General features: G+C 68.8%; 19 protein-coding genes. 13 read left to right on the top strand and 6 right to left on the bottom strand.

The annotated features are described in order from the left end of the window. Window positions 1-181: 181 nt before the first annotated feature. The 12 genes from BW949_RS09470 to BW949_RS09430 all read left to right on the top strand — a co-directional run bounded on the left by BW949_RS09470 (window position 182) and on the right by BW949_RS09430 (window position 7,064). Complete coding sequence (locus BW949_RS09470) at window positions 182-631, top strand: hypothetical protein (RefSeq protein WP_076365440.1); 450 nt, start codon at window positions 182-184, stop codon at window positions 629-631. 56 nt (window positions 632-687) lie between these two features. Continuing rightward, window positions 688-846: a DUF7697 family protein gene (locus BW949_RS16505; protein WP_179747540.1), complete on the top strand. Its 159-nt coding sequence runs from the start codon at window positions 688-690 to the stop codon at window positions 844-846. Next, a complete protein-coding gene (locus tag BW949_RS09465; protein WP_076365438.1) occupies window positions 839-3,253 on the top strand; it encodes a phage tail tape measure C-terminal domain-containing protein in 2,415 nt (804 codons plus the stop codon). The genes BW949_RS16505 and BW949_RS09465 overlap by 8 nt, the downstream gene beginning before the upstream one ends. Before the next feature lie 3 nt (window positions 3,254-3,256). After that, window positions 3,257-3,883, top strand: a complete 627-nt coding sequence (locus BW949_RS09460) for a DUF2460 domain-containing protein (protein WP_076365436.1) — start codon at window positions 3,257-3,259, stop codon at window positions 3,881-3,883. Then, window positions 3,880-4,230 carry a hypothetical protein gene (locus BW949_RS09455; protein WP_076365434.1) on the top strand — a complete coding sequence of 117 codons (351 nt, stop codon included), beginning with the start codon at window positions 3,880-3,882 and terminating at the stop codon, window positions 4,228-4,230. The genes BW949_RS09460 and BW949_RS09455 overlap by 4 nt, the downstream gene beginning before the upstream one ends. Continuing rightward, entirely contained in the window at window positions 4,223-4,354 is a 132-nt protein-coding gene (locus BW949_RS17555) for a hypothetical protein (RefSeq protein WP_268875847.1), read from the top strand. Before BW949_RS09455 ends, BW949_RS17555 begins: the two co-directional genes overlap by 8 nt. A 10-nt stretch (window positions 4,355-4,364) precedes the next feature. Then, entirely contained in the window at window positions 4,365-5,030 is a 666-nt protein-coding gene (locus BW949_RS09450) for a lysozyme (RefSeq protein ID WP_235816257.1), read from the top strand. Between the two features lie 56 nt (window positions 5,031-5,086). Continuing rightward, window positions 5,087-5,266, top strand: a complete 180-nt coding sequence (locus BW949_RS16810; protein WP_076365430.1) for a hypothetical protein — start codon at window positions 5,087-5,089, stop codon at window positions 5,264-5,266. Window positions 5,267-5,352: 86 nt separating this feature from the next. Next, the gene (locus BW949_RS16800) at window positions 5,353-5,583 is read left to right on the top strand and encodes a hypothetical protein (protein WP_076365428.1); all 231 of its coding nucleotides are present in this window, start codon (window positions 5,353-5,355) and stop codon (window positions 5,581-5,583) included. Beyond that, window positions 5,570-5,713 carry a hypothetical protein gene (locus BW949_RS17250; protein ID WP_210187215.1) on the top strand — a complete coding sequence of 48 codons (144 nt, stop codon included), beginning with the start codon at window positions 5,570-5,572 and terminating at the stop codon, window positions 5,711-5,713. Before BW949_RS16800 ends, BW949_RS17250 begins: the two co-directional genes overlap by 14 nt. Next, a complete protein-coding gene (locus BW949_RS09435; RefSeq protein ID WP_076365426.1) occupies window positions 5,710-6,594 on the top strand; it encodes a DUF2163 domain-containing protein in 885 nt (294 codons plus the stop codon). Before BW949_RS17250 ends, BW949_RS09435 begins: the two co-directional genes overlap by 4 nt. Then, window positions 6,594-7,064 (top strand): NlpC/P60 family protein, encoded by a 471-nt coding sequence (locus tag BW949_RS09430; RefSeq protein WP_407947260.1) that lies wholly within the window; start codon window positions 6,594-6,596, stop codon window positions 7,062-7,064. Before BW949_RS09435 ends, BW949_RS09430 begins: the two co-directional genes overlap by 1 nt. A gap of 19 nt (window positions 7,065-7,083) precedes the next feature. On the opposite strand, the gene gghA is transcribed toward BW949_RS09430, so the two are convergent. The 5 genes from gghA to BW949_RS09405 all read right to left on the bottom strand — a co-directional run bounded on the left by gghA (window position 7,084) and on the right by BW949_RS09405 (window position 15,232). Further along, the gene (gghA, locus tag BW949_RS09425; RefSeq protein ID WP_076365422.1) at window positions 7,084-9,456 is read right to left on the bottom strand and encodes a glucosylglycerol hydrolase; all 2,373 of its coding nucleotides are present in this window, start codon (window positions 9,454-9,456) and stop codon (window positions 7,084-7,086) included. A gap of 16 nt (window positions 9,457-9,472) precedes the next feature. After that, complete coding sequence (gene glgB / locus BW949_RS09420) at window positions 9,473-11,659, bottom strand: 1,4-alpha-glucan branching protein GlgB (RefSeq protein WP_076365420.1); 2,187 nt, start codon at window positions 11,657-11,659, stop codon at window positions 9,473-9,475. A gap of 174 nt (window positions 11,660-11,833) precedes the next feature. Next, complete coding sequence (ggpS, locus tag BW949_RS09415) at window positions 11,834-13,327, bottom strand: glucosylglycerol-phosphate synthase (RefSeq protein ID WP_076365418.1); 1,494 nt, start codon at window positions 13,325-13,327, stop codon at window positions 11,834-11,836. A gap of 1 nt (window position 13,328) precedes the next feature. Then, a complete protein-coding gene (locus BW949_RS09410) occupies window positions 13,329-14,111 on the bottom strand; it encodes an HAD family hydrolase (RefSeq protein WP_076365416.1) in 783 nt (260 codons plus the stop codon). Beyond that, window positions 14,108-15,232: an NAD(P)H-dependent glycerol-3-phosphate dehydrogenase gene (locus tag BW949_RS09405; protein ID WP_076365414.1), complete on the bottom strand. Its 1,125-nt coding sequence runs from the start codon at window positions 15,230-15,232 to the stop codon at window positions 14,108-14,110. The genes BW949_RS09410 and BW949_RS09405 overlap by 4 nt, the downstream gene beginning before the upstream one ends. A gap of 689 nt (window positions 15,233-15,921) precedes the next feature. Between BW949_RS09405 and BW949_RS09400 the strand changes: the two genes are divergently transcribed. Further along, on the top strand, window positions 15,922-16,728 hold the full coding sequence (locus BW949_RS09400; protein WP_328585816.1) for a UTP--glucose-1-phosphate uridylyltransferase: 807 nt from the start codon (window positions 15,922-15,924) through the stop codon (window positions 16,726-16,728). 240 nt (window positions 16,729-16,968) lie between these two features. Here BW949_RS09400 and ssb read toward each other — a convergent pair whose 3' ends face one another. After that, window positions 16,969-17,484: a single-stranded DNA-binding protein gene (gene ssb / locus BW949_RS09395; protein WP_076365412.1), complete on the bottom strand. Its 516-nt coding sequence runs from the start codon at window positions 17,482-17,484 to the stop codon at window positions 16,969-16,971. Window positions 17,485-17,567 lie beyond the last annotated feature (83 nt).

Genomic DNA, 17,567 nt, shown 5'->3' with positions numbered 1-17,567 from the left:
TCCCCCAGGTATCCGTTCAGGACATGCGAAAAGCGGGGGGTGACCAAACTACTGACCGGCCCTGATGAGACCACCTCCATAACGGCCCGGCCCCCTGCTGCTTCCCGGCATATTTGGGGTGCCGGGAAGCAGCTCCCGTATCGCACGGGAACCGGGGTCCGGATTAAGACAAGACCTACTGATGCTGACGCTCGACCTGACGAATGAACCGCGCTGGCATGACCTGGCGCCCGGCGTCCGAGTTCAGTTGCGCCCGCTGACCACCGCGCTGATGGTGGCGACGCGCAGCGACCCGGCCGTCGAGGCAGTTCCGGAGGAGGCCTCCGACGAGGAGCGCGCGGTCGCCTTCGCCAAGGCGCTGGCGCGGCGGGCGGTGCTCGCCTGGGAGGGCATCGGCGGCGCCGACGGCAACCCGATCGACCTGGGCCCCGAGGCCATCGACGCGCTGCTCGACATCTGGCCGATCTTCGAGACCTTCCAGCTGACCTACGTCTCGAAGGGCCTGCTGCTGGAGCAGGAAAAAAACGCCTCCGCGCTCTCGCCGAGTGGTCCTTCGGCGGGGGCGACAGGTATTGCCAAGCCTGCGCGCAAGCGTGCGAAGGCTGCCCAGTCCGCGCGAACCGGCCGCTGACCCATGAAGGCTGGCAGGTCTGGGACCTGGTCGGCCGCCTCGGGGGGCAGCTGCGGATGCTGCCTGGCGCCGTCGTCGGCTGGGACCTGGCCGCCGCGCTCGCTCTTGGCGACGCTCTCGGCGTCCCGCCCGCAGCCGCCGCCGAACTGTTGCCCGTCATCGAGGCGGTGATGGTGGCCAAGCTCAACGAACAGATGGAACGCCCCAATGGCTGAAAAACGCGTCAGCGTCCGCCTTGCGGCGGTCGGTGGTCGGCAGGTGCGCGCCGAACTGGAAGGCGTCGGCGAAGCCGGTGCCCGAGGCTTCGGACGGCTCAGCCGGGAGATGGAGGCCGCGAATACCCGGCTTGCGGCCTTCTCGCGACGGGTGCGCGTGGCCGCCGCAGCAGCCGTGGCAGCGGCCGCCGCCGCTGGTGTGGCGATGATCCGCTCGGGCCTCCAGACTGTGGATGCGCAGGCCAAACTCGCCCAGTCGCTGGGCACAACCGTCGCCTCGATCCAGACCCTCGAGCGCGCGGGCGAGTTGGCGGGCGTGTCCATGTCAGGTATCGAGCAGGCGACCAAGGACCTGACGCGCCGTCTCAGCCAGGCGGCCGCCGGGACAGGTCCCGCTGCCGACGCGCTGGACCGCCTCGGGCTTTCGGCCAACGAGCTGATCGCGCTGCCGCTGAACCAACGTGTGGGTGCGATCAACGCCGCCATCGAGAACTTCGTGCCCGCCGCCGAACGCGCCGCAGTCGCAGGACAGCTTTTCGGCGAGGAAGGCTCCATCGCCATGTCGCGGATCGATACCGCGACACTGCGCCAGGCGACCGAGGACGTGCTTGCCTTTGGGGTCGTCGTCTCCGAACAGGATGCCGACCAGATCGAGCGGACGAACGACGCGATCTCGCGCCTCGGGCTGATCTGGCGCGGGCTGTCGAACCAGCTCGCGGTTGCAGCGGCCCCCGCGCTGGAAGCTGTCGCCAACGCCATGGCGGCCATCGCCAGCCGCACCGGTCCGCTCGGCATCGCCATTCGTGGTCTCTTCGACAATATCGGCCGCCTGACCACCTATGCCGTGACCTTCGCGACCTTCCTCGCGGGCCGCTGGGTCGCCGGGCTGGCCGCCGCCGCGCTTTCGGTCCGTGGCCTCGCCACGGCGCTGGTCGTCCTGCGTGGGGCGCTGATCCGCACCGGCATCGGTGCGCTGATCGTCGGCGCGGGCGAACTCGTCTACCAGTTCACCCGCCTCGTCTCCGGTGCGGGTGGCTTCGGCGAAGCCATGTCGCTCCTGAAAGACGTCGCGGTCGAGGTCTGGGAGCGGATCCGGATGGGCGCTGCCGCGGCTGGCGCTGCCGCCACGGCGATGTTCTTCGACCTGAAGGCCGATGCCGCGTCGGGCATGCAGAGCGCCATCGAGAGCGTCGTCGGTTTCGGCAATACTGCGGCGAATACGTTCGAAGGCGCCTACGAGGCGATCAAGGCGATCTGGGGCCTGCTGCCGGCCGCCATCGGCGATCTGGCGTTCCAGGCGGCCAACAGCCTGGTCGACGGCGTCGAGGCGATGCTGAACGGCGTGGTCTCGCGCATCAACACGTTCATCGGCGGGATCAATCAGGGCCTGGAAGCACTCGGGTCCGAACGACGGATCACGCTGGTGCCTGACCTCGACCTCGGCGAGATCGAGAACCGCTTCGAAGGGGCGGCCAGCGCTGCCACGACGGCGGCGCAGGCAGCCTTCGACCGGGCGTTCGAAGACAACCCGCTGACCGCGCCCGACCTTGGTCTGGCCGAGGCGGCGAACCGCGCGCTCGAGTCCGCGAACCTTTACCGAGGCGCCGCGCGCGATCTGGCCGAAGGGGCTCGTGCGCCCCTCGAAAGCTGGCAGGCGCTGCGGGATGCAGTGCGTCATAGCGACGAGGACGGCGCAGATGCTCTGGGCGAGGCCACGGCCGCGGCGGAGCGCTTCGAGACCGCGCTCGACGGCGCCGGACAGGCCGCGACCGATGCCGGCGCTGCCGCCGGCGCGGCGGCTGCCGCCGCTGAACCTAACGCCGAGACGACCGTCACAGGCTGGCGGGCGGTCACGGCGGCGCTGTCGGATTACGCCAGCAAGGCCCGAGAGATCGGCGGTGACATCGGCCAGAGCCTGGTCAGCGCCTTTCAGTCGGCCGAGAACGCCGTCGGCCAGTTCGTAAAGACCGGGAAGCTGAACTTCCGCGACCTCGTCACCTCGCTGCTCGCCGACCTCGCCCAACTGGCCGCGCGGCGGTTCATCCTGGGGCCGATCGCAAACGCGCTCTCCGGGTTGTTCTCCGGCGCGGGCGGCATTTTCGCCAGTGTCCTGCACACGGGCGGCTTGGTCGGATCGACAGGCCCTACGCGCATGGTCCCGGCCATGGCCTTCGCCGCGGCCCCGCGAATGCATTCAGGTGGCATGGCCGGGCTTCGCCACGATGAGGTCCCGGCGATCCTGCAGCGCGGCGAGCGGGTTCTGTCGCGCCGAGAGGCACAAAACTACGACGCGGGCGGCGTCAACGTCACGATCATGGCGCGCGACGCCGAGAGCTTCCGGCAATCCCGCACGCAGATCGCGGCCGACATCGCCCGCGCGGTCTCGCTCGGGCGCAGGGGGCTCTGAGCCATGGCCTTCCACGAGGTCCGGTTTCCGGACGACATCAGCCGCGGCGCGCGCGGCGGACCGGAGCGGCGCACGCAGATCGTCGAGCTGGCCTCGGGCGACGAGGAGCGCAACACCAGCTGGGCGAACAGCCGTCGTCGCTACGACGTCGCCTACGGCATCCGCCGCGCGGACGATCTTGCGGCGGTCGTCGCCTTCTACGAGGCGCGCAACGGCCGCCTGCACGGCTTCCGGTTCAAGGACTGGGGCGACCACAAGTCCTGCCTGCCGTCGCAGACGCCGGGGCCGTCCGACCAGACGATCGGCACCGGTGACGGCGCGACGACTGCCTTCCAACTGGTGAGGCACTATGCCTCCGGCAGCCAGACCTGGCTGCGGACGATCACCAAGCCGGTCGCGGGCACGGTGCGCGTCGCGCTCGATGGCGCGGAACAGCTCGGCGGCTGGTCCGTCGACACAACCACCGGCCTTGTCACCTTCGACAGCGCGCCGGCCGAGGGCGCCGTCCTCACCGCGGGCTTCGCCTTCGACGTGCCGGTCCGCTTCGACACCGACGCGCTCGACGTGACGCTCGACCTCGAGCGGCTCGGCTCGATCACCTCCATCCCGCTTCTGGAGATCCGGCGATGAACGAAGACAGCGGAGTCCTCGCGGCGGTGCTGCGGGAACTCGGCGCCTCGACGGCCGTGATCCTCGCGGTCTGGGGCGCGCTTGGCGGCGCCACGAACGCGCTGACCACCAAGATGCGGCTGCGCGACGCGCTGCGGCACATCCTGCTCGGCGGGCTGATCGCGGCCGGGATGGGCAGCCTGTCCATGGCGCTCGTGACCACCTGGCTCAGCCTGCCGCCAGAAGCCATCCCCGCTGGCGGGGCCGCGGGCTCGGCCGCCTATCTCGTGGGCGTGTTCGGCCCGGCCTTCATCGAGGTCGTTCTGGCGCGGCTGCGCGCGGCGAAGGGAGGCGACGGCGATGCATGAGCTCCTTCGCCTCGCGCGCGCCCTCCGCTGTGACCCCGCTGATGCCCGCCAGGCCTTCGTCCACCGTCTGCGCATCGGCCTCGCTGTCGCGTCGCTGATCCTGATCCTCTCGCTCCTCAGGTGATCCCATGCACATGACCGCCAAGACAATCTCCGATCCCGGCCTGCTGGCCCTCGTCCGGCACGAAGGACTCGTGCCCGGACCCTACAGGGATGTGAAACAGGTCTGGACCTTCGGCATCGGCCACACGGCCGCGGCCGGGCCGCCCGATCCGGCCACCATGACGCGTGGCATGCCCGCTGATCTGGACGCCGGGATCCGAGAAGCGTTCCGGGTCTTCCGCGCCGACCTCGCTGCTTACGAAGCCGCCGTCCTGTGGGCCGTGAAAGTGCCTCTGGCGCCGCACGAGTTCGATGCGCTGGTCAGCTTCCACTACAACACCGGCGGCATCGCCAAGGCTGCACTGACCCGGCACCTCAATGCCGGCAATCGCGTTGCGGCCGCCGACGCGTTTCTCAACTGGCGGCGACCGGCATCGATCATTCCGCGCCGGGAGGCGGAGCGCGACCTGTTCCGCCATGGTCGCTATCCCGGAGGCACGATCCCTGTCTGGTCCGTGGACCGCACAGGCCGCGTGGACTTTTCGCGGCCGATCCGTCGCCTGACCGAGGATGAGGCTCTGGCGTTGGCTCGCGGGCCGTCGCCGACGCCTCCGGTCCTCGCCCCTTCACCCACCGCGCCGACCGGCTGGTTCGCCCGGCTGGCCGCTTTCCTCTCCGCCCTGATACGGAAGGCCTGATCCCCATGCGCTACGTCCGACCCAACTCGCTCACCTGGTGGGCGGGACTTCTCGCCATGCTCACCGGCATCACGTCTCTTGCGCTGCCAGCCACCGGGCCGCTCGCGGAACTCTCCCGCCTCGTCGCGCTGCTTGCCGGCTCGGGCGATGCCTCGCCCGCGGGGCTCATGTTCCTCGGTCTGGGCCTGATCGGTCTGCGCGACCGGATTGAGCGCGGGTTCCGCGGCGATGCTTGAGTTTCTCGTCGGTCTGGTCGTGGGCGGCTGCCTCGGCGTCTTCGTCGCAGCCCTCTGCGTCGCCGCTGCGCGCGGGGAGCGGGACGATGGCTGATCTTCTGATCTGGCTGGTCGCGGCCTTGGGCGCGGTCGGGGGCGTGGTGCTCGGCCGACTCTGGGGCCGCGCGGAGGGGAAGCGCGCGGGCAAACGGGAGGCAGAACGCGATGCGACGGAAGACAAGAACAAGCGCTTGGAGCGCGGACGCGACGCGGTTCGCGACGGCCGCGGGTCTGGCGATCCTGCTGACCGGCTGCGCCGCAACGATGGGCGGTGGTGATGCCGGCTGCGCCTCCTACGCCGACGCGCGGTTAGCCCGACCACCCGCCGAGACGGTCGACGCCGTGCCGCCGGACTGGGCCGACTGGATCGCCGATCTCGACGACCGCATGACGGGAACCTGCCGATGAAGTCGCTCGACCCCAGCCTGCAGGTCCATCTCGACGACGGCACGACCACGCTCGCCTGGTGCTGGCGGATCACGCGCGCCGATGGTGTCACTTTTGGCTTCACCGACCACGACCGGACGCTCAGCTTCGACGGCACCGACTTCGAGCCCGAGAGCGGGCTGACGGCCTCCGAGGTCCGCTCCGGCTCGGACCTGTCGGTCGATGCGCAGGACGCCGAGGGGGTGCTGACCTCCGACCGGATCACCGAGACCGACATCCTCGACGGCCGCTGGGACAACGCCGAGGTCGAGGTCTGGCGGGTGAACTGGGCCCATACGAGCCAGCGCGTACTGATGCGGCGCGGCGCCATCGGCCAGATCCGGCGCGGGCGGCTGGCCTTCGTGGCCGAGGTGCGCTCGCTCGCGCATGTGCTCGGTCAGACGGTCGGGCGGACCTTCCAGGCGACCTGCGATGCCGCGCTCGGCGATGCGCGCTGTGCCGTCGATCTGGAGGACCCCGCCTTCAAGGGCACGGGCGCCGTCATCGATCTCCTGCGCGACCGAGCGTTCACCACCTCGGGGCTCGGCGGGTTCGAGGCCGGCTGGTTCACTTTCGGCACACTCGAATGGACCAACGGCGCGAACGCGGGGCGTCGGGCCGAGGTGCTGGGCCACGACGTGACGGACGGCATCGCGGTGCTGACCCTGCTCGAGGCACCGATACGCCCCATCGCCGAGGGTGACGGCTTCACGATCCGTTCGGGCTGCGACAAGCGGATCGAGACCTGCGGGTCGAAGTTCGCCAACACGGCCAACTTCCGCGGCTTCCCGCACATCCCGGGCCAGGACACGATCCTGCGCTACGCGACGAAGGACGGCGGGCACGAGGGGTCTGTGCTGTGATCTCCGCCGATCCCAACCGAGTCATCGCCATCGCGCGGTCCTGGCTCGGCACGCCGTATCACGACCAAGCCAGCCTGCGCGGTGTCGGCTGCGACTGCCTTGGGTTGGCGCGGGGCGTCTGGCGCGAGGTCGTCGGCCCTGAACCCTTCTCGATCCCGCCCTACAGCCGCGACTGGGGCGAGACAGGGCCGCGCGAGGTTCTGGCCGACGGCGCCCGGCGGATGATGATCGAGATGCCGCCCGCCGAGGCTTGTCCCGGCGCGCTGGTCCTGTTCCGCATGAAGCCGCGCGCCATCGCCAAGCATGTCGGGATCCAGACCGGGCCCGACAGCTTCCTCCATGCCTATGAGCGGCTCGGCGTGATCGAGGAACCGCTCACGCCATCTTGGGCGCGCAAGCTCGCCTTCGCCTTCCTGTTCGGAAAATGGGTTGCGGTGTTTTTCGGCAAGCGAGACGCGTTGATCGCATGATCCAAACGCCGCGGGGGCATCAGTCCCGCACGAAGAGAAGGCCCATCGAATCCTTCAGGCTGATGGGGCCGCCGGTGTAGTCGCTGCCGATGCCGGGGCTGCGCAGGGCCAGGCGCCAGGGGGCGGCACGTTCGGTCTCGGGCAGCAACCCCAGCGGCATGATCTCGTCGGTCGGGCCGCCCTCCATATGGCAGATCGCAAAGACCCCCTGGCCGGACGGCCCGCACCGCTGCGCGACAAAGACGGTGCGCCCGTCGATCGGTTCGAGATAGCGGAAGCTGTCATTCGCGCCGAAATTGCCACGCAGCCAGGGATTGGCGGCGCGAAAGTCGCGCAAGCCACGCATGAACCCGGTCTGATGCGGGTCGAGCGAGGACAGCGAATGCGCAAGATTGCAATATTCATGCATATCGTCCATCCAGGCCCGCGCAATGGCCTTGAGACCCCCGACGCTATAGCTGGGCGGACCCGCAAGGGGCGGCTCGACCGCATTGAGCAGGGTGGCAATGGTGTTCAGGTCGTATTCCGTCACATCGACCAGTGCGGGCAGGAAATCGAGAAAGCGGGCCAGATCGTCGCGCGTCTCGAACCCCAGCGCCTTGAGGTGGCGAAAATTTCCCGGCATCGAATAGGCATATTCGTCGACCTGCCATTTCAGGCTGATCGCCTCTTCGGCCACGACCTTGACGCCGTAACGGTCGTCCTGATTGCGGATGAACCCCCAGCTTGCGCGCGCCACCGCATTCAGGAAATCCATCGGCACGCCGGGAAAGACGGCATAGGTCAGAAGCGCGACGGCGGGATTGTCATAGGCCTTGTCCAGGATTTCCATCTTGGTGTCGCCAAGGCGCGTATTGATGTTCAGGCGCGGGCTGACCTGGGTGCCACGGCGCAAGGTGTCATGGTTGGCGGTGCCCGAGATCCAATTCTGGCCATGAGCGAGGATTTCCCTGATGCGCCAATATTTTGACAGCCAGAAGGTATAGATGAAGGGCGTGTTATGGGCGAATGTCAGCGGGCCCCATTGGAACACGTCATCGTCGCGCTGGCTGTCGATGACCGCGCGATAGGTGGAACTCAGCTCCCAGTCTTCTTCGGGCCAGGGGCGGCCATCCTCGAAAACGAACCAGGGGCGATATTCGGTTCCGGCAACCGTCTGCACCATATCGGACATTTCCTGAAGATAGGCGTCGTCATGGTGCAATTTCTGCGTGCGGCCATCCCACCATTTGAAATCCTGCGCGCCGTCGACCCGCACCCCGTCGGCCCCGAAATCCACCTTGCGGCGCTGCATTTCCAGCAAGATCGCCCGAACGAAGGGATTGCGATAGTCGATGTTCTGGCCATACATGTTGGGCCCGGCGAAGTAATGGCGGTTCAGCGCCCCCAGCCCCTGATTGTCGGCATGGCCGAAGACCAGATCCAGGATCAGCATCTTGGGCTTGCCGGGAAAATTGTGCAGCGCCGCGGCCAGGTCCACCAGCTCGTCGGGGCGGGCGGTTTCCAGCAGCACCGGGTTCACCGTCGCCATGCCCGCGATCACTACATCATAGCCCCAATTGGTGGTGTTGGGCCGCATCAGCGATACGCGCAGCCCGCCGTCTTCCCGAACCTCGTCGTGCCAGAAGGCGGGGCCGGCCTCGTAGACGGTGGTGGGTTCGACCGGCAGCGGCTGGACCGCGTCATAGCCCATGAACAGCTCATCCGCCGGTTCGAGCGGCAGGTTCTGGGCCACGCGTTCGGCGATGCGCTCGATATGGCGGGTCAGGCTGGCCAGCGTGCCGCCCGCCGTGGCGGTGGGCACATGCAATTGCAAGATGCTGGTGGGCGGGCCGAACTTGTGGGGGCTTTCGCCCCTCAGAGCCCGGAAATAGCCCTTGTCGCGGCGCGTGGCCTGCATGGCCGCGGCATCATAGAGTTCCGCGGGCGCAAAGGCGCCATAGGGCAGCGACATCGCCAGAGGGTCCAGGATGCGGTGCATCTGGCCGTCGCTGTCGCGCCAGACCAGCGCGTAGAAATCGCCGCCCTGTTCGCGCCGGCCCGCGATCGGGCCCCAAACCACCGTGAAGGTGAAGGCCTCGCAGCGCCGGACGGGCAGGAGCGCGCGGTCGAAGTCCAGCTCGGCATGCGCCACGGTGGGGTCAAGCGGGCTGCGCGGGCGCAGGATTTCCAGGAAAACGTCGGCCTCGGCCACCTTCCAGTCCAGAAGCTCGGGCGTCCAGAAGCCAAAGCGCACCCGGTCGCCATCGACATGGGCGCCCAGCTGCCGCGCGATCCGGCGTCCGGCCTCGAAGCGGTCCTCCGAGGTGATCAGCAGATCCTCGCACCAGGCGGCCAGCGCCTCGGTTTCGGCGGGGTCATGGATGAGGGTGTCGGCAAGCGTGCTCGGCATGGGCGATCCTTTCGTGTCAGCCGTGCGGCGCGGCCTTGAGCATCACGACCGAAAGCGGCGGCAAGGTCACGCGCGCCGAGGCGGGCTGACCGTCATGCGGATGGGGGGCGGCCTCGACCCGGCCCATGTTGCCGCGTCCGGTGCCGCCGTAGATTTCGGCGTCGGTGTTGAGAACCTCGTGCCAGAGGCCGGCGCGCGGCAGGCCGATCAGCCGCCCCTCGCGCGGGAGGGGGGTGAAGTTGCACAGCACCGCCACCGGCGCATCCGTTTGCGCGCCGTGCCGCGCCCAGGCGAAAAGCGATTCCTCCGCGGCATCGGCCAGGATCCATTGAAACCCGCCCGGATCGGCGTCGCGGCAATGCAGCGCGGGCGTCTCGCGGTAAAGACGGTTCAGATCGCGCACCAGCCGGCGCAGGCCCGCGTGATCGGGTCGCGCCAGCGCGTCCCAGTCCAGCTGCGCATCATAATCCCATTCGGCGCGCTGGCCGAATTCCTGGCCCATGAACAACAGCTTCTTGCCCGGATGCCCCCACATCATCCCGTAATAGGCGCGCAGATTAGCGAATTTCTCCCAGTCGTTGCCGGGCATCTTGCCCAGCATGCTGCCCTTGCCGTGCACCACCTCGTCATGGCTGATCGGCAGGATGAAGTTTTCCGAAAAGGCATAGGTCAGCCCGAAGGTGATCTGGCCGTGCTGATGCCGGCGGTGGATCGGATCGGTGCGGATATAGGCCAGCGTGTCGTTCATCCAGCCCATGTTCCACTTGTAGCTGAAGCCCAGGCCGCCCGCGTCGACGGGGCGCGACACCTGCGGGAAGGCGGTGCTTTCCTCGGCCACGGTCATCACGCCGGGGCAGGCGCCACAGGCTTCGGTGTTGATCCGGCGCAAAAGCGCAATCGCCTCGTAATTCTCGCGCCCGCCATCCTTGTTGGGCACCCATTCGCCCGCGTCGCGGGAATAATCGCGGTAGAGCATCGAGGCCACCGCATCCACCCGCAGCCCGTCGACGTGGTATTCCTCGAGCCAGTAGCGCGCGCTCGAGGTCAGGAAATTGGCCACCTCGGGGCGGCCGAAGTCGTAGATCAGGGTGTTCCAGTCGCGGTGGAAGCCCTCGCGCGGGTCGGCATATTCGTAAAGCGGCGTGCCGTCGAACCGGCCCAGCCCATGCGCATCGGTCGGGAAATGCGCCGGCACCCAATCCATCAGCACCCCCAGCCCGCGGGCATGGGCGGCGTCGATCAGGTCGCGGAATTCATGGGGCGGGCCATGGCGGATCGTCGGCGCAAAGAGCCCGACCGGCTGATAGCCCCACGAGCCGTCGAAGGGATGCTCGGCCAGCGGCAGCAGCTCGAGATGGGTGAAGCCCATGTCCGCGACGTAATCGACCAGCGTCCGCGCCGCCTCGCGGTAGGAGATCGGGCGGCCCCCTTGCGTGTCATCGCGCCACCACGAGCCCAGATGCACCTCATAGATCGAGATCGGTGCCGAGACCGCGTTGCGCGGCGCCCGTGCCGCCATCCAGTCGCCGTCATGCCAGCCATAGCCCGACAGGTCGCGCACCATGCTGGCGGTCTCGGGCGGGTGCTGGCTGCCGAAGGCGACCGGGTCGGCCTTCAGCGGCAACACGGTCCCGTCCGCGCCCAGGATCTCGTATTTGTAAAGCGTGCCCTCGCCCAGATCGGGCAGGAAGATTTCCCACACCCCCGAGGCGCCGCAGCGGCGCATCACGTCGCAGCGCCCGTCCCAGCCGTTGAAGTCCCCCACCACCGACACGCGGCGCGCATGGGGCGCCCAGACGGCGAAATGGGTGCCGCGCACGCCCTCGTGGGGGATCACATGGGCGCCCAGCTTGTGCCACAGCCGATCCAGCCTGCCTTCCCCGATCAGATAGCTGTCCATCACGCCCAGCACCGGGCCGAAGGCATAGGGGTCGCGGTAGGTCAGGGTGGTGCCGCCCGCGGAGGTGCGTTCCAGGGCATAGGCGCCCTCGCGCGGCAGCTCGCCGACAAAGATCTCGGGCGCGCCGCGGACGGGGGTCAGGGGAAAGCTCTGCCCGCCGATCACGGCAGACAGACGCCGGGCGCGGGGGGCAAAGGCCGTGAGGCTGCGCCGGCCTGTCCTTGCCATCGGGCGCGGGCCGAGATGGGCGAAGAGATCGTCCGCCGTGCCCTGCATGATCTTCAGGAATGCAGGTTCTGTCATGGGGAATATCCGGTTGCTTGGGGTTTCGGTGGCGCCGCCGGGACTGTCGTGGTGCCTGCGCGTGCCGGGTGAATGCGCGTGCGGGGTGTTTGCGCGTGCGGGCGCCCGCCGCCGGGGCCGGGGGCTCCGCGGCGGCCCAGGCCGCGGCGGCGCGATGTGTCGTGACCGAAGCCCTCAGGCGGCGGCCGGATGGGCGGGCGGCGTCAGCAGCGCCTTCATCTGCTCTTCGGCCCAGAAGCGGATGTCGTGACGGTGCACCGTGTCATGCAGCGCCTGCATGCGGTCGCGCCGCTCGACCTCGGGCATGTCGACCGCCTGGGCAATGGCGCTGTCCATCGAGCGGTGCGAGAACGGGTTGGTCAGCAGCGCCGAGCCCATCTCGACCGCGGCACCGGCGAATTCCGACAGCACCAGCACCCCGTCGCCGTCGACGCGCGCGGCGCAGAATTCCTTGGCCACCAGGTTCATCCCGTCGGCCAGCGGCGTGATCCAGGCCACATCGGCAGCGCGGTAATAGGCCACCAGATCGACGAAGGGGATCGCCCGCGAGATCAGCGCGATCGGCTGCCAGTCCAGCGTCCCGAACCGCCCGTTGATCCGGCCCGCCATCTGTTCGATTTCGCGCTGGATGTTGTCATAGACCGTCATGTTGCTGTTGGCGGGCACCGACACATGCATCAGGCGCACGCGGCCGTGCAGATCCGTGCGGTTCTCGAGCAGGCGTTCGAAGCTGAGCAATTGCTCGATGCCGCCCTTGGTGTAATCGGTGCGCCCGACCGACAGCAGCAACTTGGCCTCGCCCAGATCGGCCCGGATCTCGGCGGCGCGGGCCTCGGTCTCGGGCTGGCGGGCCACGCTGTCGATGTAATCGGCATCGACCCCCACCGGCGAGGCCAGAACCGCCACGCGCCGCGCGCCATAGGACAATTCGGTCGGCAGGCTGCGTTCGGACAGCGCGGTGACCTCGGCGGCGAATTCCGGCGCCACCTTCTCGCGCTTGGTGACCTCGACATCCAGAAGGCTGCGCGCGGCCGACACGAAATTGTTGGCATAGCGCGGGATGTGAAAGCCCACCACGTCGCAGGCCAGCAGGCTTTCCAGGATTTCCCGGCGCCAGGGCAGCACGTTGAACATGTCGGCGGCGGGGAAGGGGGTGTGGTGGAAGAAGCTGATCTTCAGATCCGGCCGCATGGTGCGCAGATAGCCCGGCACCAGCCACAGGTTGTAGTCATGCACCCAGACCACGGCCTCTTCCGCGGCCTCGGCGGCGGCGGCCTCGGCAAAGGCCCAGTTCACCTCGCGGAAGGTGGGCCAGTCGACGGGGTCGTAATTGTAGCGCTCCTTGAAGGAATGCAGGATCGGCCAGAACGCCTCCTTCGAGGTGACGTGATAGAAGCTTGTCACCTGTTCGGCGGTCAGGGCCAGCCGCGAGACCCTGTAACGGCCATAGGCGTCGTCGATCTCGACCACGCGGTCGAATTCGGGGTTCGAGGGATCCTCGGCCTGTTTCCAGGCCACCCATGCCCCGCTTTCGAACCGCCCGAAGAAGCTCTTGAGCGTCGGCACGATGCCGTTGGGGCTCTTGTTCTCGCGGAATTCGATCTTTCCATCGACCTCCACCTCCTCGTAGGGCTGGCGGTGATAGACGATGACGAGATTGGAGGGCATGTCAGTCTCCTTGGGGGGTGTCGTGCAGGGCAAAGGCGGCGATCGCCTCGAGGATGCCGCCGGCGCCATGGGCCTGGGCGACATGCAGGTGATCGAGGTCGCCGACCCGTTCCAGCAGCGCCGCTTCCGAATTGCCCACGGCAACGGCATTCAGGCCGCATGCCAGCATGGACAGATCGTTCAGCGTGTCGCCGGCCACCAGCACGCGGGTTTCGGGAATGCCCAGATGGGCGATCAGGCGTTTCACGGACGGCCCCTTCGAGACGCCCCTGGGCAGGACGTCGAAGAAGCGGTTGTCCGAGATCAGCCAGTCAAGCCCCAGCTGCGCGATCTTTTCCTCGGCGCTGGGGCAATAGCTTTCGGGGTCCATGTCATAGCTGACCCGGTGGCGAAAGGCGGTGGGCTGAAGCGTCAGGCCGGGGTGGTCGTGCAGCGCGGCGCGCACCGCATTGCCCCGGTCGCCCCAGCGCTGCGCGATATCGGCCTCGAGCGCGGGGATCGGCGCGATGGTGCGGCGCGAGACGACCTCGGCGATGGTCGTGCCGACATCGCCCACCACATATTCGGGCCAGGGCAGGCCGCGTTCGGCGCACATCTCCATGATGAATTCCGGGTCGCGGCCGGTCACGAAGATCAGCCCGACGCTTTCGCGGTTGCGCTCGATCCAGTCATAGAGCCGCCGGCGGTCGGCCTCGGTGCCGCCAAGAAAGGTGCCGTCCAGATCGGTGGCTAGCACGAAGCGGCGCCGGGCGAGCGGCGGGTGAAGGGTCTGCGCGATCGTCATGGCCGGTCTCCGAAGGGCAGGGGGGTGGCATGGTCGGGATGATCCAGCGACAGCGCCAGGGCGCGCGGCTCGGCCTCGATCGGCCGGGTCCACAGATCCGAGAAGCTGCGCGCCAGATCGGCGTTTTCATGAAGGACGGCGTGCACGGTCTCGCAGATCGGCAGCGCCACGCCGATCTTGCGGGCCAGGTCGATGACCGAGATGGCGTTGATCTCGCCTTCGACGACCACGGGGCGGCCCTCGAAACAGGCCGCGCGCGGCAGGCCACGGCCCAGCTGCATGCCCAGCGACATGTTGCGCGATGTGGCCGACGAACAGGTCAGCGTCAGGTCGCCCGCGCCCGACAGGCCGGTGACCGTTTCGCGCCGGCCCCCCAGGGCTTCGGCCAGCGCCTTCATCTCGTCCATGCCGCGGGCGATCAGCGCGGCGCGCGTGTTCTCGGCAAAGCCCGCGCCCGACATCATCCCGCAGGCGATGGCGATCACGTTCTTGACCGCGCCGCCGACCTCGACGCCCACCAGATCGTCCGAGACATAGGGGCGGAAGGCGCGGCCCCCCAGCGACATCGCCAGCCGTGCGGCGGGGCTTGCGGTGGGGGTCAGGCGGTCGGCATAGGTGAAGGGAAAGGCCACCGTTGCCGCCGTCGGATGCCCCAGCGCCGTCTCACGCGCGAAGGTCGGGCCCGACACGGCGCCGATCGGGTGGCCGGGCAGTTCCTCGGCGGCCACCTCGGACAGCAGCAGGCCAGTGCCCCGTTCGATCCCCTTGGCGCAGAGCGCGATGGGGATGCCTGCGGGCAGATGCGGGGCTGCGGCGCGGCACATCGCGCGCAAGGTGGCCGAGGGCGTGACCATCAGCACCGCCTCGGCGCCGGCCAGCGCCTCGGCAAGCTGGGCGGTCGCGGCAATCCCCGGCGGCAGCGCGATCCCCGGCAGATAATCGGCATTCTCGCCCGTGGCCGAGATCTGCGCGGCCAGTTCGGCGCGGCGCGCCCACAGCCGGACGGCATGGCCGTTGCGGGCCAGAACGCTGGCCAGGGCCGTGCCCCAGGAGCCGGCGCCCAGGACGGCGATGCGGGTGAAGGGCAAGGAGGCGGGGTCTGGCTTGAGGGTGTCTTTCATTCCGTAGCGCAATGTCTCGTTCATGTTGCGGGCGCGCGCTCAGGCGGCAGGCAGCCCCACTTGCGGGGCGTCCGGGCGGGCGCCCGAAGGCCCCCCGAAGGCCCCCCGAAGGCCCGGTGCGCCGGTCTTGGCGCCGGCCAGAGGCCATGGCGCGCTGCACAACGCTTAGGTAGACAAAGTAGTGTCGTTGCCCGCATTTGCAAGCCTGTGCGGCTCTGCGGCGCGGCACGGCCGGCGGAAGGGTCCAAATTGCCGAATTTTGCCCGAAAACCGGGCGATCCGCTTTATTTGAAGGCAATTCCATGGTTGCCTGCCCTGCGCGGCGCGGCCGTCTTGCTGCGACTGCGAAGGGGGCTCGGGCGCGGCACGGCCCCCGCCTTTCCTGTATTTACCGTTCAAAAACAGGTTTTTGGTGGAATTTGGCCGTGCGGGCGGCGGCGCGGGTTTCTGGCGCGTCTCGCCGGTCGCCGCGGTTCTGCCCTGCGCGGCTGTTGGCTTGATCTGCCTGGCGCGCTTCGTATTCTACTTCGGTATGCGAAGTTTTGACGGGCCGCCCTTCGGACGCGGCCGCCACAGAACGACATGGAGAGACCGAATGACCAAAGCCCCCGTGCGCACCGCGATCTTCCCCGTGGCCGGCTTGGGAACCCGGTTCCTGCCCGCCACCAAGGCCCGCCCCCAAGGAGCTGTTGCCGGTCATCGACACTCCGCTGATCCAGTTCGCCATCGACGAGGCCCGCGCGGCCGGGGTCGAGCGCATGGTTTTCGTCAGCCACCCGTCCAAATCCGCCATTGAACGGCATGTGCGCGCCGATCACGACCTGATTGCCACCCTGCATGCCCGCGGCAAGAGCGAGATCGCCCGCGACCTGCATGCCGCCGCGGTGGACGAGACCGAGCACGAGGTCGAATTCGTCATGCAGCATGAGCCGCTGGGCCTGGGCCATGCGGTGCTGTGCGCGCGGCCGCATGTGCTGCCCGGCCCGGTTGCGGTGATCCTGCCTGACGATCTGATCCTGTCCGACGCGGGGTGCCTGAGCGAGATGGTCGCGGCCTATGACGCCGGCACGGCGGGGCATATGGTGGCCACCATGCAGGTCACGCCCGAGACCGTCTCGCGCTATGGCGTGCTCGATCCGGTGTCCGAGACGGACCGTCTGGTCCATGCCCGCGGCATGGTCGAGAAGCCCGCCCCCGAGGACGCGCCGTCCCTGCATGCGGTCGTGGGCCGCTATATCCTGGACGGGTCGATCTTCGAGACGCTGGCGACGCAGCCGCCGGGGGCGGGCGGCGAGATCCAGCTCACCGATGCGATCGCGCGCGATGCCGGGGGCATGGGGCTTGCGGGCTTCGTCTTCTCGGGGCGGCGGTTCGACTGCGGCTCGAAGCGCGGGATGCTCGAGGCGACGCTGGCCCGCGCCGCCAGCCATCCCGAACTGGCCGGCGTGCTGAGCGGGCAGGGGTTCGGCCCGGCGGTGCAGATCGCCGCCGAATAAGCGCTGCGCCTGTCCCGGCCGGGATCGTTCTCGGCAGGGAAGGGGGGGCGGGTGCAGGGATGCTGGACGCCTCCGGCGGTGCGGGCCTTGGGCGTCTTTGGCAGTGTGTGGCTCGGGCGCCTCCCGCGCCGCGCCCACCCTGTCACTCCGCGTGTGGATCGCACGCTTTCACGGCCCACGCCCCCGGCAGGGCGCGCGCACCGGGATCGGGCGCCCGGCAAGTCCCCCCCGGAACGGTCCTCAGAACGGGATGTCGTCGTCGAATTCGGGCCGGCTGCCGCCCCCCGCGCGCCCGCCGCCGGGGCCCTGGTCGTAGCCGCCCGAGGGGCCGTCGTCATAGCCGCCGCCGTAACCGCCGCCCGAACTGCCGCCGAAGTTGCCGCCGCCGCCCGAGCCGCCACCGTCACGGCCGTCCAGAAGCGTCAGCTCGCCGCGGTAGGGGCGCAGCACCACTTCGGTCGAATAGCGGTCCTGACCGGATTGGTCCTGCCATTTGCGGGTCTCGAGCTGGCCCTCGATATACACCTTCGAGCCCTTGCGCAGATATTGTTCGGCGATCTTGGCCAAAGGTTCCGAGAAGATCGCCACCGAATGCCATTCGGTGCGTTCCTTGCGTTCGCCGCTGTTGCGGTCGCGCCAGCTTTCGGAGGTGGCGATGCGCAGGTTGCAGACCTTGCCGCCGTTCGAGAAGCTGCGCACCTCGGGGTCGCGGCCCAGATTGCCGACCAGAATCACCTTGTTGACGCTGCCTGCCATGCGCTTTCCTCCTGCCGCCGCGCCGTTGCGTCCCGCGCGGCCTTTGCGTGCCGTTCTGCCGCGGGGCGCGCGCGAATCCGGCG

The organism is Phaeovulum vinaykumarii, assembly GCF_900156695.1.
Classification (GTDB): domain Bacteria; phylum Pseudomonadota; class Alphaproteobacteria; order Rhodobacterales; family Rhodobacteraceae; genus Bieblia_A; species Bieblia_A vinaykumarii.
Note: the sequence above shows the minus strand (reverse complement) of the source record. Positions and strands in the feature narration are given on the sequence as shown.

Coding starts and splice junctions, on each gene's coding strand:
- BW949_RS09470 (WP_076365440.1), top strand. CDS start 182: ATGCTGACGCTCGACCTGACGAATGAACCGCGCTGGCATGACCTGGCG.
- BW949_RS16505 (WP_179747540.1), top strand. CDS start 688: ATGCTGCCTGGCGCCGTCGTCGGCTGGGACCTGGCCGCCGCGCTCGCT.
- BW949_RS09465 (WP_076365438.1), top strand. CDS start 839: ATGGCTGAAAAACGCGTCAGCGTCCGCCTTGCGGCGGTCGGTGGTCGG.
- BW949_RS09460 (WP_076365436.1), top strand. CDS start 3,257: ATGGCCTTCCACGAGGTCCGGTTTCCGGACGACATCAGCCGCGGCGCG.
- BW949_RS09455 (WP_076365434.1), top strand. CDS start 3,880: ATGAACGAAGACAGCGGAGTCCTCGCGGCGGTGCTGCGGGAACTCGGC.
- BW949_RS17555 (WP_268875847.1), top strand. CDS start 4,223: ATGCATGAGCTCCTTCGCCTCGCGCGCGCCCTCCGCTGTGACCCCGCT.
- BW949_RS09450 (WP_235816257.1), top strand. CDS start 4,365: ATGACCGCCAAGACAATCTCCGATCCCGGCCTGCTGGCCCTCGTCCGG.
- BW949_RS16810 (WP_076365430.1), top strand. CDS start 5,087: ATGCTCACCGGCATCACGTCTCTTGCGCTGCCAGCCACCGGGCCGCTC.
- BW949_RS16800 (WP_076365428.1), top strand. CDS start 5,353: ATGGCTGATCTTCTGATCTGGCTGGTCGCGGCCTTGGGCGCGGTCGGG.
- BW949_RS17250 (WP_210187215.1), top strand. CDS start 5,570: ATGGGCGGTGGTGATGCCGGCTGCGCCTCCTACGCCGACGCGCGGTTA.
- BW949_RS09435 (WP_076365426.1), top strand. CDS start 5,710: ATGAAGTCGCTCGACCCCAGCCTGCAGGTCCATCTCGACGACGGCACG.
- gghA (WP_076365422.1), bottom strand. CDS start 9,456: ATGCCGAGCACGCTTGCCGACACCCTCATCCATGACCCCGCCGAAACC.
- glgB (WP_076365420.1), bottom strand. CDS start 11,659: ATGACAGAACCTGCATTCCTGAAGATCATGCAGGGCACGGCGGACGAT.
- ggpS (WP_076365418.1), bottom strand. CDS start 13,327: ATGCCCTCCAATCTCGTCATCGTCTATCACCGCCAGCCCTACGAGGAG.
- BW949_RS09410 (WP_076365416.1), bottom strand. CDS start 14,111: ATGACGATCGCGCAGACCCTTCACCCGCCGCTCGCCCGGCGCCGCTTC.
- BW949_RS09405 (WP_076365414.1), bottom strand. CDS start 15,232: ATGAAAGACACCCTCAAGCCAGACCCCGCCTCCTTGCCCTTCACCCGC.
- ssb (WP_076365412.1), bottom strand. CDS start 17,484: ATGGCAGGCAGCGTCAACAAGGTGATTCTGGTCGGCAATCTGGGCCGC.